Origin of the sequence: Delftia sp. HK171 (assembly GCF_001886655.1) — a bacterium.
GTDB classification, from domain to species: domain Bacteria; phylum Pseudomonadota; class Gammaproteobacteria; order Burkholderiales; family Burkholderiaceae_C; genus Comamonas; species Comamonas acidovorans.
Map to the genome: position 1 here is coordinate 2,685,482 of NZ_CP018101.1, position 16,223 is coordinate 2,701,704.

The 16,223-nt window shown below is 68.6% G+C and carries 17 protein-coding genes; 10 read left to right on the forward strand and 7 right to left on the reverse strand.

Translation table 11 applies throughout. The features are described 5' to 3' along the window. Nucleotide 1: 1 nt before the first annotated feature. From BO996_RS12125 to BO996_RS12155, 7 genes are all read left to right on the forward strand, one after another. Nucleotides 2-784 (forward strand): ABC transporter ATP-binding protein, encoded by a 783-nt coding sequence (locus BO996_RS12125; RefSeq protein WP_071954856.1) that lies wholly within the window; start codon nt 2-4, stop codon nt 782-784. Further along, nucleotides 781-1,530: a branched-chain amino acid ABC transporter ATP-binding protein gene (locus tag BO996_RS12130; RefSeq protein WP_071954857.1), complete on the forward strand. Its 750-nt coding sequence runs from the start codon at nt 781-783 to the stop codon at nt 1,528-1,530. The genes BO996_RS12125 and BO996_RS12130 overlap by 4 nt, the downstream gene beginning before the upstream one ends. Then, nucleotides 1,527-2,519, forward strand: a complete 993-nt coding sequence (locus tag BO996_RS12135; RefSeq protein ID WP_071954858.1) for a branched-chain amino acid ABC transporter permease — start codon at nt 1,527-1,529, stop codon at nt 2,517-2,519. The genes BO996_RS12130 and BO996_RS12135 overlap by 4 nt, the downstream gene beginning before the upstream one ends. A 13-nt stretch (nt 2,520-2,532) precedes the next feature. Continuing rightward, nucleotides 2,533-3,600 (forward strand): branched-chain amino acid ABC transporter permease, encoded by a 1,068-nt coding sequence (locus BO996_RS12140; RefSeq protein WP_013803326.1) that lies wholly within the window; start codon nt 2,533-2,535, stop codon nt 3,598-3,600. Between the two features lie 52 nt (nt 3,601-3,652). Further along, on the forward strand, nt 3,653-5,857 hold the full coding sequence (locus BO996_RS12145; protein WP_071957086.1) for a 3-hydroxybutyrate oligomer hydrolase family protein: 2,205 nt from the start codon (nt 3,653-3,655) through the stop codon (nt 5,855-5,857). A gap of 65 nt (nt 5,858-5,922) precedes the next feature. Next, nucleotides 5,923-6,831 (forward strand): alpha/beta fold hydrolase, encoded by a 909-nt coding sequence (locus BO996_RS12150; RefSeq protein ID WP_071954859.1) that lies wholly within the window; start codon nt 5,923-5,925, stop codon nt 6,829-6,831. A 109-nt stretch (nt 6,832-6,940) separates the two neighbouring features. Then, nucleotides 6,941-7,936, forward strand: a complete 996-nt coding sequence (locus BO996_RS12155; protein WP_012204475.1) for a rhodanese-like domain-containing protein — start codon at nt 6,941-6,943, stop codon at nt 7,934-7,936. A 24-nt stretch (nt 7,937-7,960) separates the two neighbouring features. Here the strand turns inward: BO996_RS12155 and BO996_RS29400 are convergent, their stop codons facing one another. From BO996_RS29400 to hemH, 4 genes are all read right to left on the reverse strand, one after another. Beyond that, nucleotides 7,961-8,134, reverse strand: coding sequence for a hypothetical protein (locus BO996_RS29400; RefSeq protein ID WP_012204476.1), 174 nt, complete (start codon nt 8,132-8,134; stop codon nt 7,961-7,963). Nucleotides 8,135-8,145: 11 nt separating this feature from the next. Further along, a complete protein-coding gene (locus BO996_RS12160) occupies nt 8,146-9,243 on the reverse strand; it encodes a YeeE/YedE thiosulfate transporter family protein (protein WP_071954860.1) in 1,098 nt (365 codons plus the stop codon). A 92-nt stretch (nt 9,244-9,335) separates the two neighbouring features. Next, the gene (locus tag BO996_RS12165) at nt 9,336-10,310 is read right to left on the reverse strand and encodes a sulfurtransferase (protein ID WP_071954861.1); all 975 of its coding nucleotides are present in this window, start codon (nt 10,308-10,310) and stop codon (nt 9,336-9,338) included. Between the two features lie 146 nt (nt 10,311-10,456). Further along, the gene (gene hemH / locus BO996_RS12170; RefSeq protein WP_071954862.1) at nt 10,457-11,554 is read right to left on the reverse strand and encodes a ferrochelatase; all 1,098 of its coding nucleotides are present in this window, start codon (nt 11,552-11,554) and stop codon (nt 10,457-10,459) included. Nucleotides 11,555-11,644: 90 nt separating this feature from the next. On the opposite strand from hemH, the gene BO996_RS12175 reads away from it, so the two are divergent. From BO996_RS12175 to BO996_RS12185, 3 genes are read left to right on the forward strand one after another with little or no spacing between them, the layout of a single operon-like run. Further along, on the forward strand, nt 11,645-12,415 hold the full coding sequence (locus BO996_RS12175) for an HAD family hydrolase (protein ID WP_013803318.1): 771 nt from the start codon (nt 11,645-11,647) through the stop codon (nt 12,413-12,415). Nucleotides 12,416-12,445: 30 nt separating this feature from the next. Beyond that, a complete protein-coding gene (locus tag BO996_RS12180; RefSeq protein WP_034391664.1) occupies nt 12,446-13,279 on the forward strand; it encodes a DUF2189 domain-containing protein in 834 nt (277 codons plus the stop codon). Nucleotides 13,280-13,335: 56 nt separating this feature from the next. Further along, nucleotides 13,336-13,548 (forward strand): DUF2788 domain-containing protein, encoded by a 213-nt coding sequence (locus BO996_RS12185; protein WP_012204482.1) that lies wholly within the window; start codon nt 13,336-13,338, stop codon nt 13,546-13,548. Between the two features lie 174 nt (nt 13,549-13,722). On the opposite strand, the gene BO996_RS12190 is transcribed toward BO996_RS12185, so the two are convergent. The 3 genes from BO996_RS12190 to BO996_RS12200 form a co-directional block, all read right to left on the reverse strand. Then, a complete protein-coding gene (locus BO996_RS12190; RefSeq protein ID WP_071954863.1) occupies nt 13,723-14,706 on the reverse strand; it encodes a tripartite tricarboxylate transporter substrate binding protein BugD in 984 nt (327 codons plus the stop codon). A gap of 132 nt (nt 14,707-14,838) precedes the next feature. Next, the gene (locus tag BO996_RS12195) at nt 14,839-15,702 is read right to left on the reverse strand and encodes an NAD(P)-dependent oxidoreductase (protein ID WP_071954864.1); all 864 of its coding nucleotides are present in this window, start codon (nt 15,700-15,702) and stop codon (nt 14,839-14,841) included. Nucleotides 15,703-15,712: 10 nt separating this feature from the next. Continuing rightward, nucleotides 15,713-16,111: a carboxymuconolactone decarboxylase family protein gene (locus tag BO996_RS12200; RefSeq protein ID WP_012204485.1), complete on the reverse strand. Its 399-nt coding sequence runs from the start codon at nt 16,109-16,111 to the stop codon at nt 15,713-15,715. Nucleotides 16,112-16,223 lie beyond the last annotated feature (112 nt).

The window sequence follows — 16,223 nt, forward strand, 5'->3', positions numbered from 1 at the left end:
AATGTTGCGCACAGAGGATCTGACCATCCGCTTCGGGGGCCATGTGGCCGTCAACGGCGTGAGCTGCGCTTTCGAGCCGGGCACGCTGACGGCCATCGTGGGCCCCAACGGGGCGGGAAAGACCACGTATTTCAACCTGATCTCGGGGCAGCTCAAGGCCACGGCCGGGCGCGTACTGCTGGGCGGGCGCGAGCTGACGGGGCTGGCCCCTTCGGCGCGCACCCGCGCCGGGCTGGGGCGGGCGTTCCAGCTCACCAATCTGTTCCCGCACCTGAGCGTGCTGGAGAACGTGCGCCTGGCCGTGCAGGCGCGCGACGAGGGCCCGCACCGGCGCGGCCTGAACCTGTGGAGCATCTGGAGCGACCACCGCGCGCTCACGCAGCGGGCGCTGCACATCCTCGACCAGGTGGCCCTGTCCGCCCGGCGCGACGAGGCCGTGGCCGCGCTGCCGCATGGCGACCAGCGCAAGCTGGAGGTGGCCTTGCTGATGGCGCTGGAACCCCAGGTCTATATGTTCGACGAGCCCACGGCGGGCATGAGCCATGACGAGGCGCCGGTGATCCTGGACCTGATACGCACGCTCAAGCAGGACCGCAGCAAGATCATCCTGCTGGTGGAGCACAAGATGGATGTGGTGCGCGAGCTGGCCGACCGCATCATCGTGCTGACCAATGGCACGCTGGTGGCCGATGGGCCGCCGGCCGAAGTCATTGCCTCGCCTGTGGTGCAGCAGGCCTACCTGGGTGTGATGCCGGAGCAGGGCGCCGTGAAGGAGGCCGCATGAGCGCTGCCGCCAACCTCAACCCAAACTCCAACCTGCTCGAACTGTCGGGCGTGCACACGCATATCGGGGCCTATCACATCCTGCATGGCGTGGACCTGGCCGTGCCGCGCGGGCAGCTGACCATGCTGCTGGGGCGCAACGGCGCGGGCAAGACGACCACGCTGCGCACCATCATGGGCCTGTGGCGGGCCAGCCAGGGGCGCATCGCCTTTGGCGGGACCGACATCACGGCCCTGCCCACGCCGGCGATCGCGCGGCTGAACATTGCCTATGTGCCCGAGAACATGGGCATCTTCGCGGACCTGACGGTGCAGGAAAACCTGCTGCTGGCCGCGCGCGGCGCCTCGCGCGCCGACCGCATGGACGCGCAGCGGCTGCAGTGGATCTTCGGCATGTTCCCGGCCGTGGAGAAGTTCTGGAACCACCCGGCCGGCAAGCTGTCGGGCGGGCAAAAGCAGATGGTGGCGGTGGCACGCGCCATCGTGGAGCCGCGCGATCTGCTGATCGTGGACGAGCCCAGCAAGGGCCTGGCGCCGGCCATCATCGAGAACATGATCGCGGCCTTCGCGCAGCTCAAGGTGGGCGGCACGACGATTGTGCTGGTGGAGCAGAACCTGGGCTTTGCGCGCCGCCTGGGCGACCGCGTGGCGGTGATGGACAACGGCCGTGTGGTGCACGCGGGCGGCATGGCCGAGTTCTCGGCAGACGCGGCGTTGCAGCAGTCGCTGCTGGGGCTTTCGCTATGAACAAGCTGAACAGGCTGGATTGGGATTTCAAGCCGCTGCTGCTGGTGCCGGTGCTGGCCCTGGTGGCGCTGCCGCTGGTGGGCTCGGCCTCGACCTGGCTGACGCTGACGGTGGCGGGGCTGGCCATGGGGATGATCGTGTTCATCATCGCCTCGGGGCTGACGCTGGTGTTCGGGCTGATGGATGTGCTGAACTTCGGCCACGGCGTGTTCATCGCGCTGGGTGCCTTCGTGGCCACCAGCGTGCTGGGCGCCATGGGCGACTGGACGGGGTCCGATCAGCTGTGGCGCAACCTGCTGGCCGTGCTGCCGGCGATGGTGGTGGCCATGCTGGTGGCGGGCGCCATCGGGCTGGCGTTCGAGCGCTTCATCGTGCGGCCCGTGTACGGCCAGCATCTCAAGCAGATCCTGATCACCATGGGCGGCATGATCATCGGCGAGGAACTGATCAAGCTCATCTGGGGCCCGCAGCAGATTCCGCTGCCGCTGCCCCAGGGCATGAAGGGCGCCTGGCTGCTGGGCGATGCCGCCGTGGAAAAGTACCGCGTGGTGGCCGTGCTGGTGGGGCTGGCGGTGTTTGCCCTGCTGGCCTGGACGCTGTCGCGCACCAAGATCGGCCTGCTGATCCGCGCGGGCGTGCAGGACCGCGAGATGGTGGAGGCCCTGGGCTACCGCGTGCGCCGCCTGTTCGTGGGCGTGTTCGTGGCGGGCTCGGCCCTGGCCGGGCTGGGCGGGGTGATGTGGGGCATGTACCAGCAGAGCGTGGTGCCGCAGATGGGCGCGCAGGTCAATGTGCTGATCTTCATCGTGATCATCATCGGCGGGCTGGGCAGCACAGGCGGGGCGCTGATCGGAGCGCTGCTGGTGGGACTGATGGCCAACTACACGGGGTTCCTGGTGCCCAAGGTGGCGTTGTTTTCCAACATTGCGTTGATGGTGGCCATCCTCTTGTGGCGGCCTCAGGGCGTCTATCCCGTGGCGAACCGCTGAAGGAGTGATCGACATGCTCAACCGATTGCTTTCCGGCGACCTGCCGCGCAGCCGCGTGCTGGCGGTGCTGCTGCTGTTGATCTTCCTGGGCCTGGCGGCAGCGCCGTTCGTGTTCCCTGGCGTGAAGGCGCTGAACGTGGCGGCCAAGGTGCTGATCTTCGTGGTGCTGGTGGCCAGCTTCGATCTGCTGCTGGGCTATACCGGCATCGTGAGCTTTGCGCACACCATGTTCTTCGGCATTGGCGCCTATGGGGTGGCGATAGCGTCCTCGCGCATGGGTGCGGGCTGGGGCGCTCTGGCGCTGGGCCTGGGCGCGGCGCTGCTGGTGTCGCTGCTGCTGTCGCTGGCCATCGGCCTGTTCTCGCTGCGCGTGCGGGCCATCTTCTTTGCCATGATCACGCTGGCCGTGGCGGCGGCATTCCAGACGCTGGCCTCCCAACTGTCGGAATGGACGGGCGGGGAGGACGGGCTGAGCTTCAAGCTGCCCGAGTGGCTGTCGCCCAGCTTCGAGCCCTTCGAGAACGAGGTGCTGGGCGTGCTGATCGACGGCCGCATCATCACCTACTACCTGCTGTTCGTGCTGGCCGTGGTGCTGGTGCTGGCGCTGCTGCGCATCGTCAATTCCCCGTTCGGCCGCGTGCTGCAGGCCATCCGCGAGAACGAGTTCCGTGCCGAGGCCATCGGCTACCGGGTGGTGGTGTACCGCACGCTGTCCAGCGTGCTGTCGGCCCTGTTCGCATGCGTGGCCGGGGCCATGCTGGCGCTGTGGCTGCGTTATAACGGGCCAGATACCTCGCTGTCGTTCGAGATCATGATGGACTGCCTGCTGATCGTGGTGATCGGCGGCATGGGCACCATCTATGGCGCGGCGATCGGCTCGGTGCTGTTCCTCATCGCCCAGAGCTATCTGCAGGACCTGCTGCGCGTGGCCAGCGAGGCCGCGCACAGCCTGCCCTGGCTGGCCGCGCTGCTGTCGCCCGACCGCTGGCTGCTGTGGCTGGGCGTGCTGTTTGTGTTGTCGGTCTACTATTTCCCCACGGGCGTCGTGGGGCGTCTGCGTTCTTCCCGCGCCGGAGCCTGACCAGGGCCCCTGGCGCATTCGTGCATCAGAGAACTACCACAAGGAGATGGGCATGTTGAAGCGTGAAGAGATGGTGTCGTCGATTCCTGCAACCCCCTGGCGCTGGGCCTTCACGGCGCTGGCGGCGGCCGCGCTGGCGGCCTGCGGCAGCGGCGAGCATGAGCCCAGCAACGATCTGCCCAAGGGCTTTACCGAACTGGGCGCCACGGTGTATCCGGCCACGGCCACCGGCACGGGCGCCACGGCGGCCACGCAGGACTTGCTGACGGGCGGCCTGGGCAAGACCGGCCTGGGCGCCGCAGCCGCGCCCCTGTACGCGGACCCTGCCAATCCCACGGCGGCGGAGCTGCGGCGCAATGCGCTGTACTCCAACTACCGGGGCATCCTGGACCCCACGGCGGGCGGCGGCTACGGCACGCTGTACGGCCCCAACATCACGGCAGACGGGCAGGTGACCACGGGCGAAGGGCTGATCCCCGGGCGCGAGTACCTGGCCGTGCTGGACGACGGCACGGGCCGCAAGCAGACCATGGTGGCCGTGCAGGTGCCGGACAGTTTTGACCGCAACCGGCCCTGCATCGTGCTGGGCCCGTCCTCGGGCTCGCGCGGCGTGTATGGCGCCATCGGCACGGCGGGCGAGTGGGGCCTGAAGAAGGGCTGCGCCGTGGCGCTGACCGATGCGGGCAAGGGCGTGGGCCTGCACAACCTGAGCGACGACACCGTCAACAAGCTGGACGGCACGCGCGCCACGCGTACGGACGCCGGCAGCCTGTCCTTCTTTGCCGCACGGCTGACCGATGCGGCGCGCGCTGCCTACAACGCGGCGTTTCCCAACCGCATCGCCATCAAGCACGCGCATTCCCAGCAGAACCCTGAAAAGGACTGGGGCAACGACACGCTGGCCGCGGCCCGCTATGCGCTGTACGTGCTCAATGCCCGCTATGGCACCACGCAGGACCCCGTGCCCTTCGGCAAGGACAACACGCTGGTGCTGGCGGGCTCGGCCTCCAACGGTGGCGCGGCCGTGCTGCGTGCGGCCGAGCTGGATGCGGACGGCCTGATCGACGGCGTGGTGGCCTCCGAACCCGTGACCGAGATGCCCACGCGCCAGGGCTACACGATTGCCGTGGGCAATGCGACCATGCCCAACCCGGGCCGCACGCTGGCCGAGTACACCACCTACGGCAACATCTACCAGCCCTGCGCGGCGCTGGCCCCCGATGCGGCGCTGACCGAGACATCCATCTTCAACTACATAGGCCTCACCGCCATGACGGCGCGGGCCGAGGCACGCTGCACCAGCCTGGCTGCCAAGGGCCTGGTCATTGGCAGCACCACGGCCGACCGCGCCGCCAATGCGCTGAGCAAGCTGCGCCTGTACGGCTGGACGCGTGACCACGACCGCATGCACAACGCCCACTACGCGCTGGGCAACGGCCCCATCCTGTCGGCCATGTACACCATGGCCTATGGCCGGTTTGGCGTGGATGCCAACCTGTGCCGCACCAGCTTTGCGGCCGCCAATGCCACGGGCGACGTGGTGCCCGCCACGGGGGCCGCGCTGGCTCAGAGCTTTGCCACGGCCAATGGCACGGCCAACGGCACGCCCGCCACGGTGGTCTACAACGACTCGGTGGGCGGGGCCAAGGCCTGGCAGTTTGCCGTGTCGCCCTCCACGCGCGTGGCCGACCTGGGCCTGGACAACGCGCTGTGCCAGCACGCGCTGGTGACGGGCTTCGATCCGGTGACCGGCTTCAATCTCTCCGAAAGCAGCGTGCCCACGCGTGCCCAGAGCGACGCCGTGCGCGCCGGCATCAACGAGGTGCTGCACACCGCCAAGCTGCGCGGCAAGCCCACTATCATCGTGGCGGGCCGCAGCGATGCGCTGGTGCCGGTCAACCACAATGCGCGCGCCTACACGGTGCTCAACCGGGGGCTGGACGGCAGCAACACGCGGCTGCGCTATATCGAGGTGGTGAATGCCCAGCACTTCGATGCCTTCCTGCCGTTCTCGGGCTTCGACACGCGCTTCGTGCCGCTGCATCCGTACTTCAACCAGGCCATGGATGCCGTGTGGGCCAACCTGCGCAGCAGCACCGCGCTGCCCGCCAGCCAGGTGGTGCGCACCACGCCGCGCGGCGGCCAGCCGGGCGCGGCGCCCGCCATCACGGCGGCCCAGGTGCCGCCCTTCGTGGCGCGGCCCAGCACGGCCAACACCATCGAGGTCAGCGACGGGCTGATCCGCATCCCTGAGTGAGCCAGGCCCTGGAGCGGCCGGCGGCCACGGCGGCCGGCCGCTCCTGCACAGCAGAGATTTCTCCCATGGCTTCCAAAGCATCTTCCTCATCCGCGCCCGCACCCGCTTCCTGCTACACGCAATGCGCGGGCTACGAGATCCACTACATGGACTGGCAGCCCGCGCCCGATGTGTCGCCAGCGGGCACCGTCGTCGCCTGGCACGGACTGGCACGTACGGGGCGCGACATGGATGCACTGGCCCAGTTCCTGGCAGGCCAGGGCTGGCGCGTGATCTGCCCCGACACGCCGGGCCGGGGCCTGAGCCAGTGGAGCCGCGCGCCGCGCGAGGAATACCGGCTGGGCTTCTACGCCCGCATTGCGCGCGGGCTGTTCGATGCGCTGGGGCTGGAGCGCGCGCATTGGGTTGGCACGTCCATGGGCGGTGCGATCGGCACGGTCTGCGCCTCGGGCCTGTTCGAGCCGTCGCTGCGCGCACGCATTGCGACGCTGGTGCTCAATGACAATGCGCCGCAGCTGGCCGAGTCGGCGCTGGCGCGCATCAAGGCCTATGCGGGCGAGCCGCCGGCCTTCGACACCGTGGGCGAGCTGGAGGCCTTCTTTCGCCAGGCCTACCGGCCCTATGGCTGGCTCAGCGACTCCGAGTGGCGCAAGCTCACCGAAACCAGCGTGCGCCGCCTGCCCGATGGGCGCGTCACGCCGCACTACGACCCGGCCATGATCGAGCAGTTCACGGCCCATGACGACGACTACGGCATCTGGCCGCACTACGACGCACTGGAGATTCCCGTGCTGCTGCTGCGCGGCGTGGACTCGGACCTGGTGCTGCCCGAGGTGGCCCGGGAAATGACCACGCGCGGCCCCGGCGCGCGCGGCCTGCTGCACTGGCAGGAGGTGCCCGGCTGCGGCCATGCGCCGGCGCTGAACGTGCCCGCGCACTGGCAATGGGTGCTGGAGCATCTGCAGCGCGGCTGAGCATCAACCCGGGCCGGGCGCGGATGTTGCTGCCGCGCTAGCATTTGCGACGGGTGCAGCTTCGCCTTCTTTTCGGGCGCGGGCACCGTCTGGGCAAGAGAGGCCTGACATGGGTTTTCTGGTGGAGCTGATCCGCGAGTACGGCTTCGGCATCGTCTTTCTCAATGTGTTCGTCGAGCAGCTGGGTGCGCCGATTCCGGCCTACCCGGTGCTGGTCGTGACCGGCGCGCTGGAAGGCGCTGACTGGGTGCGCCTGCTGTGGCTGGTGGCCGTGGCCGTGAGCGCGGCGCTGATTGCCGACCTGTTCTGGTACCAGGCCGGCAAGGCCTACGGCCACCGGGTGCTGGGGCGCATCTGCCGCATCTCGCTGTCGCCCGATGCCTGCATCCGCCAGACCGAGACCGTCTATGGCCGCTGGGGCGCAAGGTCGCTGCTGGTGGCCAAGTTCGTGCCGGGGTTTGCCTCCATCGCCAGCGCGCTGGCCGGCGTGATGGGCACGCCGCTGCGCAGCTTCGTGCTGTATGACGGGCTGGGCGCGCTGATCTGGGTGGGCTCGGCCGTGTACCTGGGCTCGCTGTTCAGCTCCACGGTGGAAGACCTGCTGGGCGTGCTCACGGCACTGGGCCAGTGGGGCCTGTTGCTGCTGGGCGTGGCGCTGGGGCTGTTCATCGTGCGCAAGTGGTGGCAGCGCCATCGCATGGTGCGTTCATTGCGCATGCCGCGCATGTCGGTGCGCGAACTGGCGGGCCTGCATGCCCAGGGCATGGAGCCCACGGTGATCGATGTGCGCGCCCTGCCGCAGTACCGCCAGGGCCATATCCCCGGCGCCCAGTCCTGGGAGCTGCGCCCGCGCGATGGCGGCGAGTCGCATGCGCACCTGCTGCCCCAGCACGACCATCCTCACGGGCTGGTGATCTACTGCGACTGCCCCAACGAGATATCCGCCGCCCGCCTGGCGCGCCAGCTGCAGCGCGCCGGCTTTGCCAACGTGCGCCCGCTGGTGGGCGGCCTCAAGGCCTGGCAGGCGGCTGGCTTCGACGTGGAAACCGCGCCGCTGCCCGTGACGGCCAGCGCGGACGAGGGGCCGGCGCCCAGCGTGCCCTGACCTTGGCCTTGGCCTTGCCTTGACCTATTTGCCCGCCGGCATCGAGCAGTGCCCGCCTTGCGTGGCCTTGCCCGAGCCGGCCGCGATCAGCGGCGCCTCGAAGCGCAGGTCCACGGGGGGCGAGTGCAGGTGGTCCCAGGCCAGGAAGAGGACGAGCACGGCCCAGAAGACCGCGCGCAGGGTGTTTTGCTGTGTCATGGCGGGTCCTCTCAGAAATTGAAGTGGCGACGGATGCGCAGGCCGAAGATGGTGCCGGCAAAGGCCAGCGGCACCCAGATCCAGCCGTGGATGCTGCCCGTGGAGATGCCCGAGAGCATGGCGCCCACGTTGCAGCCGAAGGCCAGGCGCGAGCTGTAGCCCAGCACCAGGCCGGCCACCAGGGCCACCATCCATTGCGTGCCCGTGAGCGGCTTGGCATTGACGGGCTTGGCGGCAGCCACCCACAGGGCGCCGCCCAGGATGCCGATGTTGGTGATGCTGGTCACGTCCAGCAGCACGGTCTCGTGCAGGCGCGCGGCGTTGCCGGGCTGGCTCCAGAACCAGTTGCCGGCCAGGTCCACGGCGCCTGTGGCATTGGCGATCTTGGCGGCCCACAGGCCGAAGCCGTAGACCACGCCCCAGGGCTGGCCCGCAATGATGAGGTTGAGCGTGGCCAGCACGGCCAGCAGCACCGCGCCCACCACCCACTTGCGCACGAACAGCGGCTTGGCCGGGCGCTTGAGTGCCATGTTGGCGCCACGCACATACCAGGCCACGGCCAGCGCAACCACGGCCAGCGCCGCCAGCGTGGCCAGCAGGGCAGGGGCCCAGCCCCAGGCCGTGACCAGGCCCACGGGCTGGGTGTTGCCCAGGTCCAGCCACCAGCCCAGGTGCAGGCTGCCCAGGAAGCTGCCGATGGCGAACACGGGCAGGATGGCCGCGTTCATGGGAATGCCCATGCCGGCCTTGTACAGCGTGCCGCTGCCGCAACCGTCCGCGATCTGCATGCACAGGCCGAAGACGAAGGCGCCCACCAGCAGGCTGATGCTGGGCGGGCCCAGGGCGGCCGTGAGTTCAGGATAGTGGCCCAGCAGCGGCATGGCCAGCGCGGCGGCCAGCGCCAGCAGCAGCAACTGGCCGAAGACGCCGCTGGCGTCCTTGTCCTCGATCAGCATGCGCCAGCCCGTGGTGAAGCCGAAGCGCTTGCCGGCCAGCACCGCGCCCAGGCCCAGGCCCACGGCGAACAGCGCGGCCTGGCGCACCGAGACGCTCCACAGAAGCCAGCCAAAGAAAACGGCCAGGATGGCCGCAAGAGGAAGTCGTTTCATATCATTTTTCTCCATGCAGTCGCCCTCCCCCGCGAAGCGGGTAGAGAGGCGCCGTGCCACGGGGGAAGGCGCGTAAGCGCCTCAGGGGGTGTTTATTTGAACTTTTTTTCCCACCACTGCTTGGCGTCGTAGGCCAGGGATTCGGCGCGGCCGGGCTGGTTGGCCATGGGCGGCGCATCGGCCTGCTGCGTCCAGTCCACCATGGAGCCCGCATACAGCTTGACGCCCGGCAGGCCCGCGACTTCGGACAGGCCGAACCAGTCGGTGGCTGCCCAGTGGCCGGTGTTGCAGAAGGCCACCATGTCCTGCCCCTGCTCGCGCTTGACCTTGGCGGCGATCTGCTTGGCCGTGGCGGTATCGACAAAGGTGGAAGTGCCGGGCACGAACCACTGGTTGAAGTCCAGCTGCTGCGCGCCGGGCAGGGTGCCCGAGATCTTGGCGGCGGGCGCGCGCGTCTTGCCTTGGTAGAAGGCGTCGGGGCGCGAGTCCACCAGGGCGGCGTTGCTGAGCTTGACGTGCTGGCCCACGTCCTCGCGCGTGGCGATCAGGCTGGTGTCGAGCTGGGGCTGGTAGCTGCTGCGGGCCACTTTGACGGCCTCGTTGTCCTGCGGGAGCTTTTGCTCGTTCCAGGCCTTCATGCCGCCGTTGAGCACGGACAGCTCCTTGAGGCCCAGCAGCTTGAGCGTCCAGTACACGCGCGCTGCGGCGCCGAAGTCGGTGGCGTCCGCGCCCGCGGAGACCACGATGGCGTGGGTGGCGGGCGTCAGCCCCAGGGACTGCACGAGTTCGGTGAGCTTGGGCAGCTCCGGCAGTTCACCAGGGTTGGTGGCGGGGCCGCGCCATTTGCCGTAGGGGGCGTTGAGCGCGCCTGGGATATGGCGCTCGCCATAGGCCTTGGGATCGCGGATGTCGATGATGCGCACGGCGTCCTGGCCGGCGGCTGCCTGCACGCCGGCAGGGGTGAGCAGGGGTTCGGCGGCGTGGGCCGTGCCGAAGGCGGTGCAGGCGAGGCCCAGCGCCAGCAGCGGGACTGCCAGGGGCAGCGAGGGAAGAAATGTCTTGGTCATGATGGCTGGGGCCGATCATGGAAGACCGGCGGAACAAGCAACTGGAGTGCAATTGTCCCGCTTGCAGCATCTATATACAAAGACGCTTATGCATTCTGCTCATGAGGCAGGGTTATATGGCGCGGTGCAGAAGATGCAGAACGGCCTCAGCGCTGTGCGCCCACGGCCTTGGCGCGCTCCAGGCTGGCGTCGAGTTCGGCCTGCGGCGCCTTCTGCGTGGGCCAGCCCTGCATATGCTGCTGGGCGATGCGGCTCAGCGCCGTGATCCAGGGCGCGCTGTCGTTGAGGCAGGCAATGAACTCGAACTGCTCGCCACCGGCATGCATGAAGGCCTCGCGCGCTTCCTGGCTGATTTCCTCCAGCGTTTCCAGGCAGTCGCTGGTGAATCCGGGGCAGACCACGTCCACCCGTTTGGTGCCGCTGCGTGCCAGCTCGATCAGCGAAGGCTCGGTGTAGGGCTCCAGCCATTTGGCCTTGCCAAAGCGCGACTGGAAGGTCACCAGGTATTGCGAGGGCGACAGGCCCAGGCGCTCGGCCAGCAGGCGTGCGGTCTTGCGCGATTCGCAGTGGTAGGGATCGCCCAGGTGCAGCGTGCGCTCGGGCACGCCATGAAAGCTCATGACCAGTTTCTCGCCACGGCCGTTGCTGCGCCAATGGGCCTCGATGCGCTGGGCCAGCGCGTCGATGTAGGAAGCGTCGTCGTGGTAGCGGTTGACGAAGCGCAGCTCGGGAATATGGCGCTGGGTGCGGGCCCAGTCATAGACCGCATCGAACACGCTGGCCGTGGTCGTGCCCGAGTACTGCGGGTACAGCGGCAGGATGAGGATGCGCGTGGCGCCCTCGGCCTTGAGGGCATCGAGCACGCTGGGGATGGACGGGTTGCCGTAGCGCATGGCATGGCGCACCAGCACGTTGTGCCCGGCCTCGCCCAGCCAGCCGCGCAGCAGCAGGGCCTGGCGCGCGCTCCAGTGCTGCAGGGGGGAGCCGTCCTTCTCATGCCAGACGGTGGCGTACTTGGCCGCCGACTTGGCCGGCCGCGTGCGCAGGATGATGCCGTGCAGGATGGGCAGCCAGGCAATCCTGGGGATCTCGACCACGCGGTCGTCGCCCAGGAACTGCGCCAGGTAGCGGCGCACGGCCGGGGCCGTGGGCGCATCGGGCGTTCCAAGGTTGCACAGCAGCACGGCGGTGCGCTGGGGTTGGTCGTGGCGGAATGGAGGTTCTGGCGCGAAGCGGGAAGGCATGGGCCGATTGTGGCAGGACGGAGCCGCCTGCCACGCGAGTCGGATGACCCGGCTGCTGCCGGCAACGGCTGCCTTCGCTATGCTCGAACCATGTCCCAAGCCACCATCGCCCCCCTCGCCGAATCCTCTCTTGACCCTGCATTGGCCGCATTGCAGCAGCTGCGCCGCAGCGGCCGCATCCGCGCCATTTCCATCGACCTGGACGACACGCTGTGGCCCGTATGGCCAGCCATCTCGCGCGCCGAACAGGTGCTGCTGGACTGGCTGCACGCCCATGCGCCCACCACGGCCGCAGCGCTGCGCGACGTGGCCACCCTGCGCGCCATCCGCGTGCAGATCGAGCGTGACCGCCCGGACCTTGCCCACGACCTGAGCGGCCTGCGCCGCGAGTCCATCCGCCTGGCGCTGCAGCGCAATGGCGACGATGGCGGCCTGGCGGAAACGGCCTTCGACATCTTCTTTGCCGAGCGCCAGCGCGTGGACCTGTACGAGGACGCGCTGCCCGCCCTGCAGTTCCTGGCCGCGCGCTGGCCCGTGGTGGCGCTGAGCAACGGCAACGCCAGCGTGCACGTGGTGGGCATTGGCGAGCATTTCCATGCCGCGCTGAGCGCGACCAAGGCCGGCATGGCCAAGCCGGACGTGCGCTTTTTCCACGCGGCAGCGGCGGCGGCAGGCGTGGCGCCTGACGAGGTGCTGCACATTGGCGACGACGCGCGGCTCGACGCGCTGGGCGCCATGGATGCGGGTATGCACGCAGTCTGGCTCAACCGCACGGGCGTAGCATGGCCTCACGAGGGGTCCACGCCCCACGTCACGGTGGCCAGCCTTGCGCAGTTGTGCCAGGGGCTGGCTGACAGCTGACCCTGCCTGCCCGCGAAGCCGCGCCATGCCATGCCCACCAGCCACAGCACCGCTTTCTTCCACCCCCCCGTCCTCCCCGCCGTGCGCAGCATCGGCTGGAAACACCCCCTGAGCTGGCTGGCGCGTGGCGCGCGCGACATGGCCAGGGCGCCCTGGCTGAGCCTGGCACATGGCCTGGTCTTGACCTTGATCGGGTTTTTGATCTTGACGCTGGGGCACAATCGCTTTTGGCTGATGGCTGGGGCCCTGTCGGGGTTCCTGATCGTCGGCCCTGTCGTGGCAACCAGCCTCTACGCCATCAGCCGTGCGCTGGAGCGTGGCGAGCGCGCCGACCTGTCCCTGGTGCGCAGCACCTGGATGCGCTGGCAAAGCGGCCACGCGTCCAAGGCCGAGGGGCAGGGCGGCTACTGGTGCCTGGTGCAGTTCGGGCTGCTGCTGTCGCTGGCGGCCACGGGCTGGGTGCTGGTGTCGGCCTCGCTGATCACCGTGCTCTCGCCCGTGCGCATCGCCACTCCGGCGGATTTCGTGCAGCACGTGGTGCTGGCCCGCGACGGGCAGTTGTTTGCGATATGGCTGGCGCTGGGCAGTTTTCTGGCAGCGCCTATTTTTGCGTCCAGCGTGGTGGCCATGCCGCTGATGCTGGACAGGCGGGTGACGGTGCGCCAGGCCGTGCTGACCAGTTGGTTGGCCGTGCTGGCCAACCCTGTGCCTCTGGCACTGTGGGCCGCCCTCATTGTGTTGTTGACCCTGCTGGGCCTGGGCAGCTGGCTGCTGGGACTGGTGGCCGTGATGCCCCTGCTGGGGCACGCGAGCTGGCACGCGTACCGCGATCTGGTCGATGCGTCGGCCTTTCCGGCGCGTTGAGCCGGGCGGGCCCGGACCGGCCGGGCCTGCAGGGGAGGATGTAGGACGGTGTTGTCGTGATATTCGGGTATACAGAAGAACAGATCGCCCATTTCTTCCTCACCTATGGCGTGGGGGCCTTCATCCTCTTCATGGTGTTCATCATCCTGCAGCTGGCGCGCCAGTCCAAGGCAGGAAAGTTCGGCACCTTCGTGATTTTCCTGGGCCTGGGCGTGGGCTTTGTCGGCTACATCGCCAAGATCGTCATCCAGTGGTGGATGGAAAAATGATCGTCACCCCCTGAGCCGCTGCGCGGCTTCCCCCTCTCTCGCTTCGCGGGAGGGGGACGACACCCTCGCGGCGGGGCGGCCCTTGCTCGGTGTCCCAGGCTTTGGGCTGCGTCGGGTTTTTGTGCCCTGCTCAGCGCGCCTATCTTCCTGGCCTGCCTGCTCCTTGCTGCGCCTCTATTCCGCCTTGGCCCCCGCAGCCTTGATGACCGGGTCCCAGCGCTTGATTTCTGCGGCGGTGTGCTGGCGCAGGGCGTCGGGGGTGAGGCGGTCTGCGGGCGGGATGATGACGCTCATGTCCGTGAAGCGCTTGACCAGGGCGGGCTCGGCCAGGGCGGTGCGCAGCGATTTGTTGAGGCGCTCGATGACGGCCTGGGGCGTGCCTCGCGGTGCGTAGAGGCCGTGCCATACGGCAAGCTCGAAGCCGGGCTGGCCGGCCTGCGCGAAGGTGGGCACATCGGGCAGGGAGGGCAGGCGTTCGCGCGTGGCGACGGCGTAGCCCTTGAGCATGCCGGCCTGTATGTGCGGGCCGGTGGCCACGGGCTGGTCGCAGATGACATCGACATTGCCTGCCACCAGGTCCTGCAGCGCCGGGCCCGTGCCACGGTAGGGCACCAGGGTGGCCTCGGTGCCGGTGGTCTGCAGCAGCAGCATGGCGCACAGGTGGGAGGTGGCGCCTACGCCGGCATGCGAGAAGCGCACTTCGCCCGGTTTGGCCTTCATGTGGGCGATGAAATCCGCCAGCGTGGCGGGCGCAAAGCCTTTGCTGCGCACCAGGATCATGGGCACGTCGCCGGCCAGCGCGATGGGTTCCAGGTCGCGCCTCACATCGAAAGCCAGCTTGCTGTAGAGCGCGGGCGCCGTGGCAATGCCCATGTTGTGCAGCAGCAGGGTGTGGCCGTCGGCCTGGGCGCGTGTGACGCGGCTGGTGCCGATGGTGCCACCGGCGCCGCCCAGGTTCTCGACGATGACCTGCTGGCCCAGGTCGCGCGTCATGGCCTCGGCCAGCACGCGGGCCAGCACGTCGGTGGAGCCTCCGGCCGCGTAGGGAACGACGATGGTGACGGGCTTGTTGGGGAAGGCCTGGGCGGCAAGGCTGGCCGCTGCCAGCGCGGCGGCGAGAAGGGTCTGGGCGAGAGGATTGCGGATGAGGGGGCGCATGGGTTTGTCTCCTGGAGGCGCGTGCAGGGGCCGCCGGCTCTGTGCGGCCGGTTGTCGGTGGCGTGTTTGGTGGCGTGAGGCAGTAAGGCAAGGGCCGCATGCGGCCCTTGACGACGGCGAGACGGCGCAGGCTCAGGCCGGGGCCACGTACCTGTACAGCTCGGTGTGGTCGGCGGCGGGTCCCAGGGACCTGGAGGCCTCGGCCGCCATGGCGCTGACCTGTTCGGCCAGTGCCATGGGCGTGTGCATGGCCTGGCCCAGCGACAGGGCAATGCCCACGTCCTTGGCCTGCAGCGCCAGCGAGAAGCCCGAGTTGAAGGCGCCGTTCAGCATGAACTGGTGGGCCTTGTTTTCGGTGGTGTTGTTCTTGCCGGTGGAGGCGTTGATCACGTCCACGATGGTGGCTGGCGCAATGCCGAAGGCCGCGCCTGCGTGGATGGCCTCGGCCGTGGCGATGAGGGCCGCTGCCGAGACATAGTTGTTCAGCGCCTTGAGCGCATGGCCCGCGCCCACGGGGCCGACATGGGTGACGGCCTGTCCCATGCGCTGCAGCAGCGGCAGGTGCTGGGCGAGCAGGTCCGCATCGCCCCCGACCATGATGGACAGCGTGCCCGCAATGGCGCGCTTGACGCCGCCGGAGACCGGCGCATCCAGCAGCCCGATGCCGCGCTCGCCCAGCAGGCCGGCCAGCGCGCGCGTGCGGTTGGGGTCGGCCGAGCTCATGTCGATGATGCAGGCGCCGGGCGGCAGGTGCGGTGCCAGTTCGCCGACCACGGCATCGACGATGCGGGAGTCGGGCAGCATGGTGAAGACCACGCTGCAGCCGGCAAAGTCGGCCGCGCCGGATGCCACGGCCACGCCCGCATGCTCCTGCGCGAATCGTGCGGTGGCGGCGGGCACGGCGTCCCGGATGACCAGGGCGTGCCCTGCGGCGTGCAGCAGGTGGGCCATGGGCTGGCCCATCATTCCGAGGCCGATGAATCCTATGGTGGTCATGCTGCGTGCCTCAGATGTCCATCTCTTTGAAGACTTCCGAAGCCACGCGGAAGGAGTCGATGGCGGCCGGCACGCCGCAGTAGATGGCGGTCTGCAGGAAGACCTCCTTGACCTCTTCCTTGGTCAGGCCGTTGTTGATGGCGCCGCGCACATGCAGCTTGAGTTCATGCGGGCGGTTCAGCGCCGTGATCATGGCCAGGTTCAGGAAGGAGCGCGTCCTGCGGTCCAGGCCGGGGCGGTTCCAGACATCGCCCCAGCAGTACTGGGTGACCAGCTCCTGCATGTCGATGTTGAAGTCCGTGGCGTTCTGGATGGACGCATCGACATACTCGGCGCCCAGCACCTCGCGGCGGGTGGACAGGCCCTGGTCGAAGAGGGCGGGGTTCTTGGGTGCATAGGCTCGGGTCATGAAAACTCCTGATGGAAGGCGGTGAAGATGTCTTTCGGTGGAGTGGATTTAATCAGATTGTCAGACAATCCTACTTGATGAAAATCGGGATTGCCTGCAGCGCCAGGTGTGT

Bases quoted from the DNA above. Each gene is read 5' to 3' on its own strand.
- BO996_RS12140 (WP_013803326.1), top strand. From the start codon at position 2,533: ATGCTCAACCGATTGCTTTCCGGCGACCTGCCGCGCAGCCGCGTGCTG.
- BO996_RS12150 (WP_071954859.1), top strand. From the start codon at position 5,923: ATGGCTTCCAAAGCATCTTCCTCATCCGCGCCCGCACCCGCTTCCTGC.
- BO996_RS12200 (WP_012204485.1), bottom strand. From the start codon at position 16,111: ATGACCCGAGCCTATGCACCCAAGAACCCCGCCCTCTTCGACCAGGGC.
- hemH (WP_071954862.1), bottom strand. From the start codon at position 11,554: ATGCCTTCCCGCTTCGCGCCAGAACCTCCATTCCGCCACGACCAACCC.
- BO996_RS12165 (WP_071954861.1), bottom strand. From the start codon at position 10,310: ATGACCAAGACATTTCTTCCCTCGCTGCCCCTGGCAGTCCCGCTGCTG.
- BO996_RS12180 (WP_034391664.1), top strand. From the start codon at position 12,446: ATGCCCACCAGCCACAGCACCGCTTTCTTCCACCCCCCCGTCCTCCCC.
- BO996_RS12155 (WP_012204475.1), top strand. From the start codon at position 6,941: ATGGGTTTTCTGGTGGAGCTGATCCGCGAGTACGGCTTCGGCATCGTC.
- BO996_RS29400 (WP_012204476.1), bottom strand. From the start codon at position 8,134: ATGACACAGCAAAACACCCTGCGCGCGGTCTTCTGGGCCGTGCTCGTC.
- BO996_RS12160 (WP_071954860.1), bottom strand. From the start codon at position 9,243: ATGAAACGACTTCCTCTTGCGGCCATCCTGGCCGTTTTCTTTGGCTGG.
- BO996_RS12190 (WP_071954863.1), bottom strand. From the start codon at position 14,706: ATGCGCCCCCTCATCCGCAATCCTCTCGCCCAGACCCTTCTCGCCGCC.
- BO996_RS12130 (WP_071954857.1), top strand. From the start codon at position 781: ATGAGCGCTGCCGCCAACCTCAACCCAAACTCCAACCTGCTCGAACTG.
- BO996_RS12125 (WP_071954856.1), top strand. From the start codon at position 2: ATGTTGCGCACAGAGGATCTGACCATCCGCTTCGGGGGCCATGTGGCC.
- BO996_RS12145 (WP_071957086.1), top strand. From the start codon at position 3,653: ATGTTGAAGCGTGAAGAGATGGTGTCGTCGATTCCTGCAACCCCCTGG.
- BO996_RS12195 (WP_071954864.1), bottom strand. From the start codon at position 15,702: ATGACCACCATAGGATTCATCGGCCTCGGAATGATGGGCCAGCCCATG.
- BO996_RS12175 (WP_013803318.1), top strand. From the start codon at position 11,645: ATGTCCCAAGCCACCATCGCCCCCCTCGCCGAATCCTCTCTTGACCCT.
- BO996_RS12135 (WP_071954858.1), top strand. From the start codon at position 1,527: ATGAACAAGCTGAACAGGCTGGATTGGGATTTCAAGCCGCTGCTGCTG.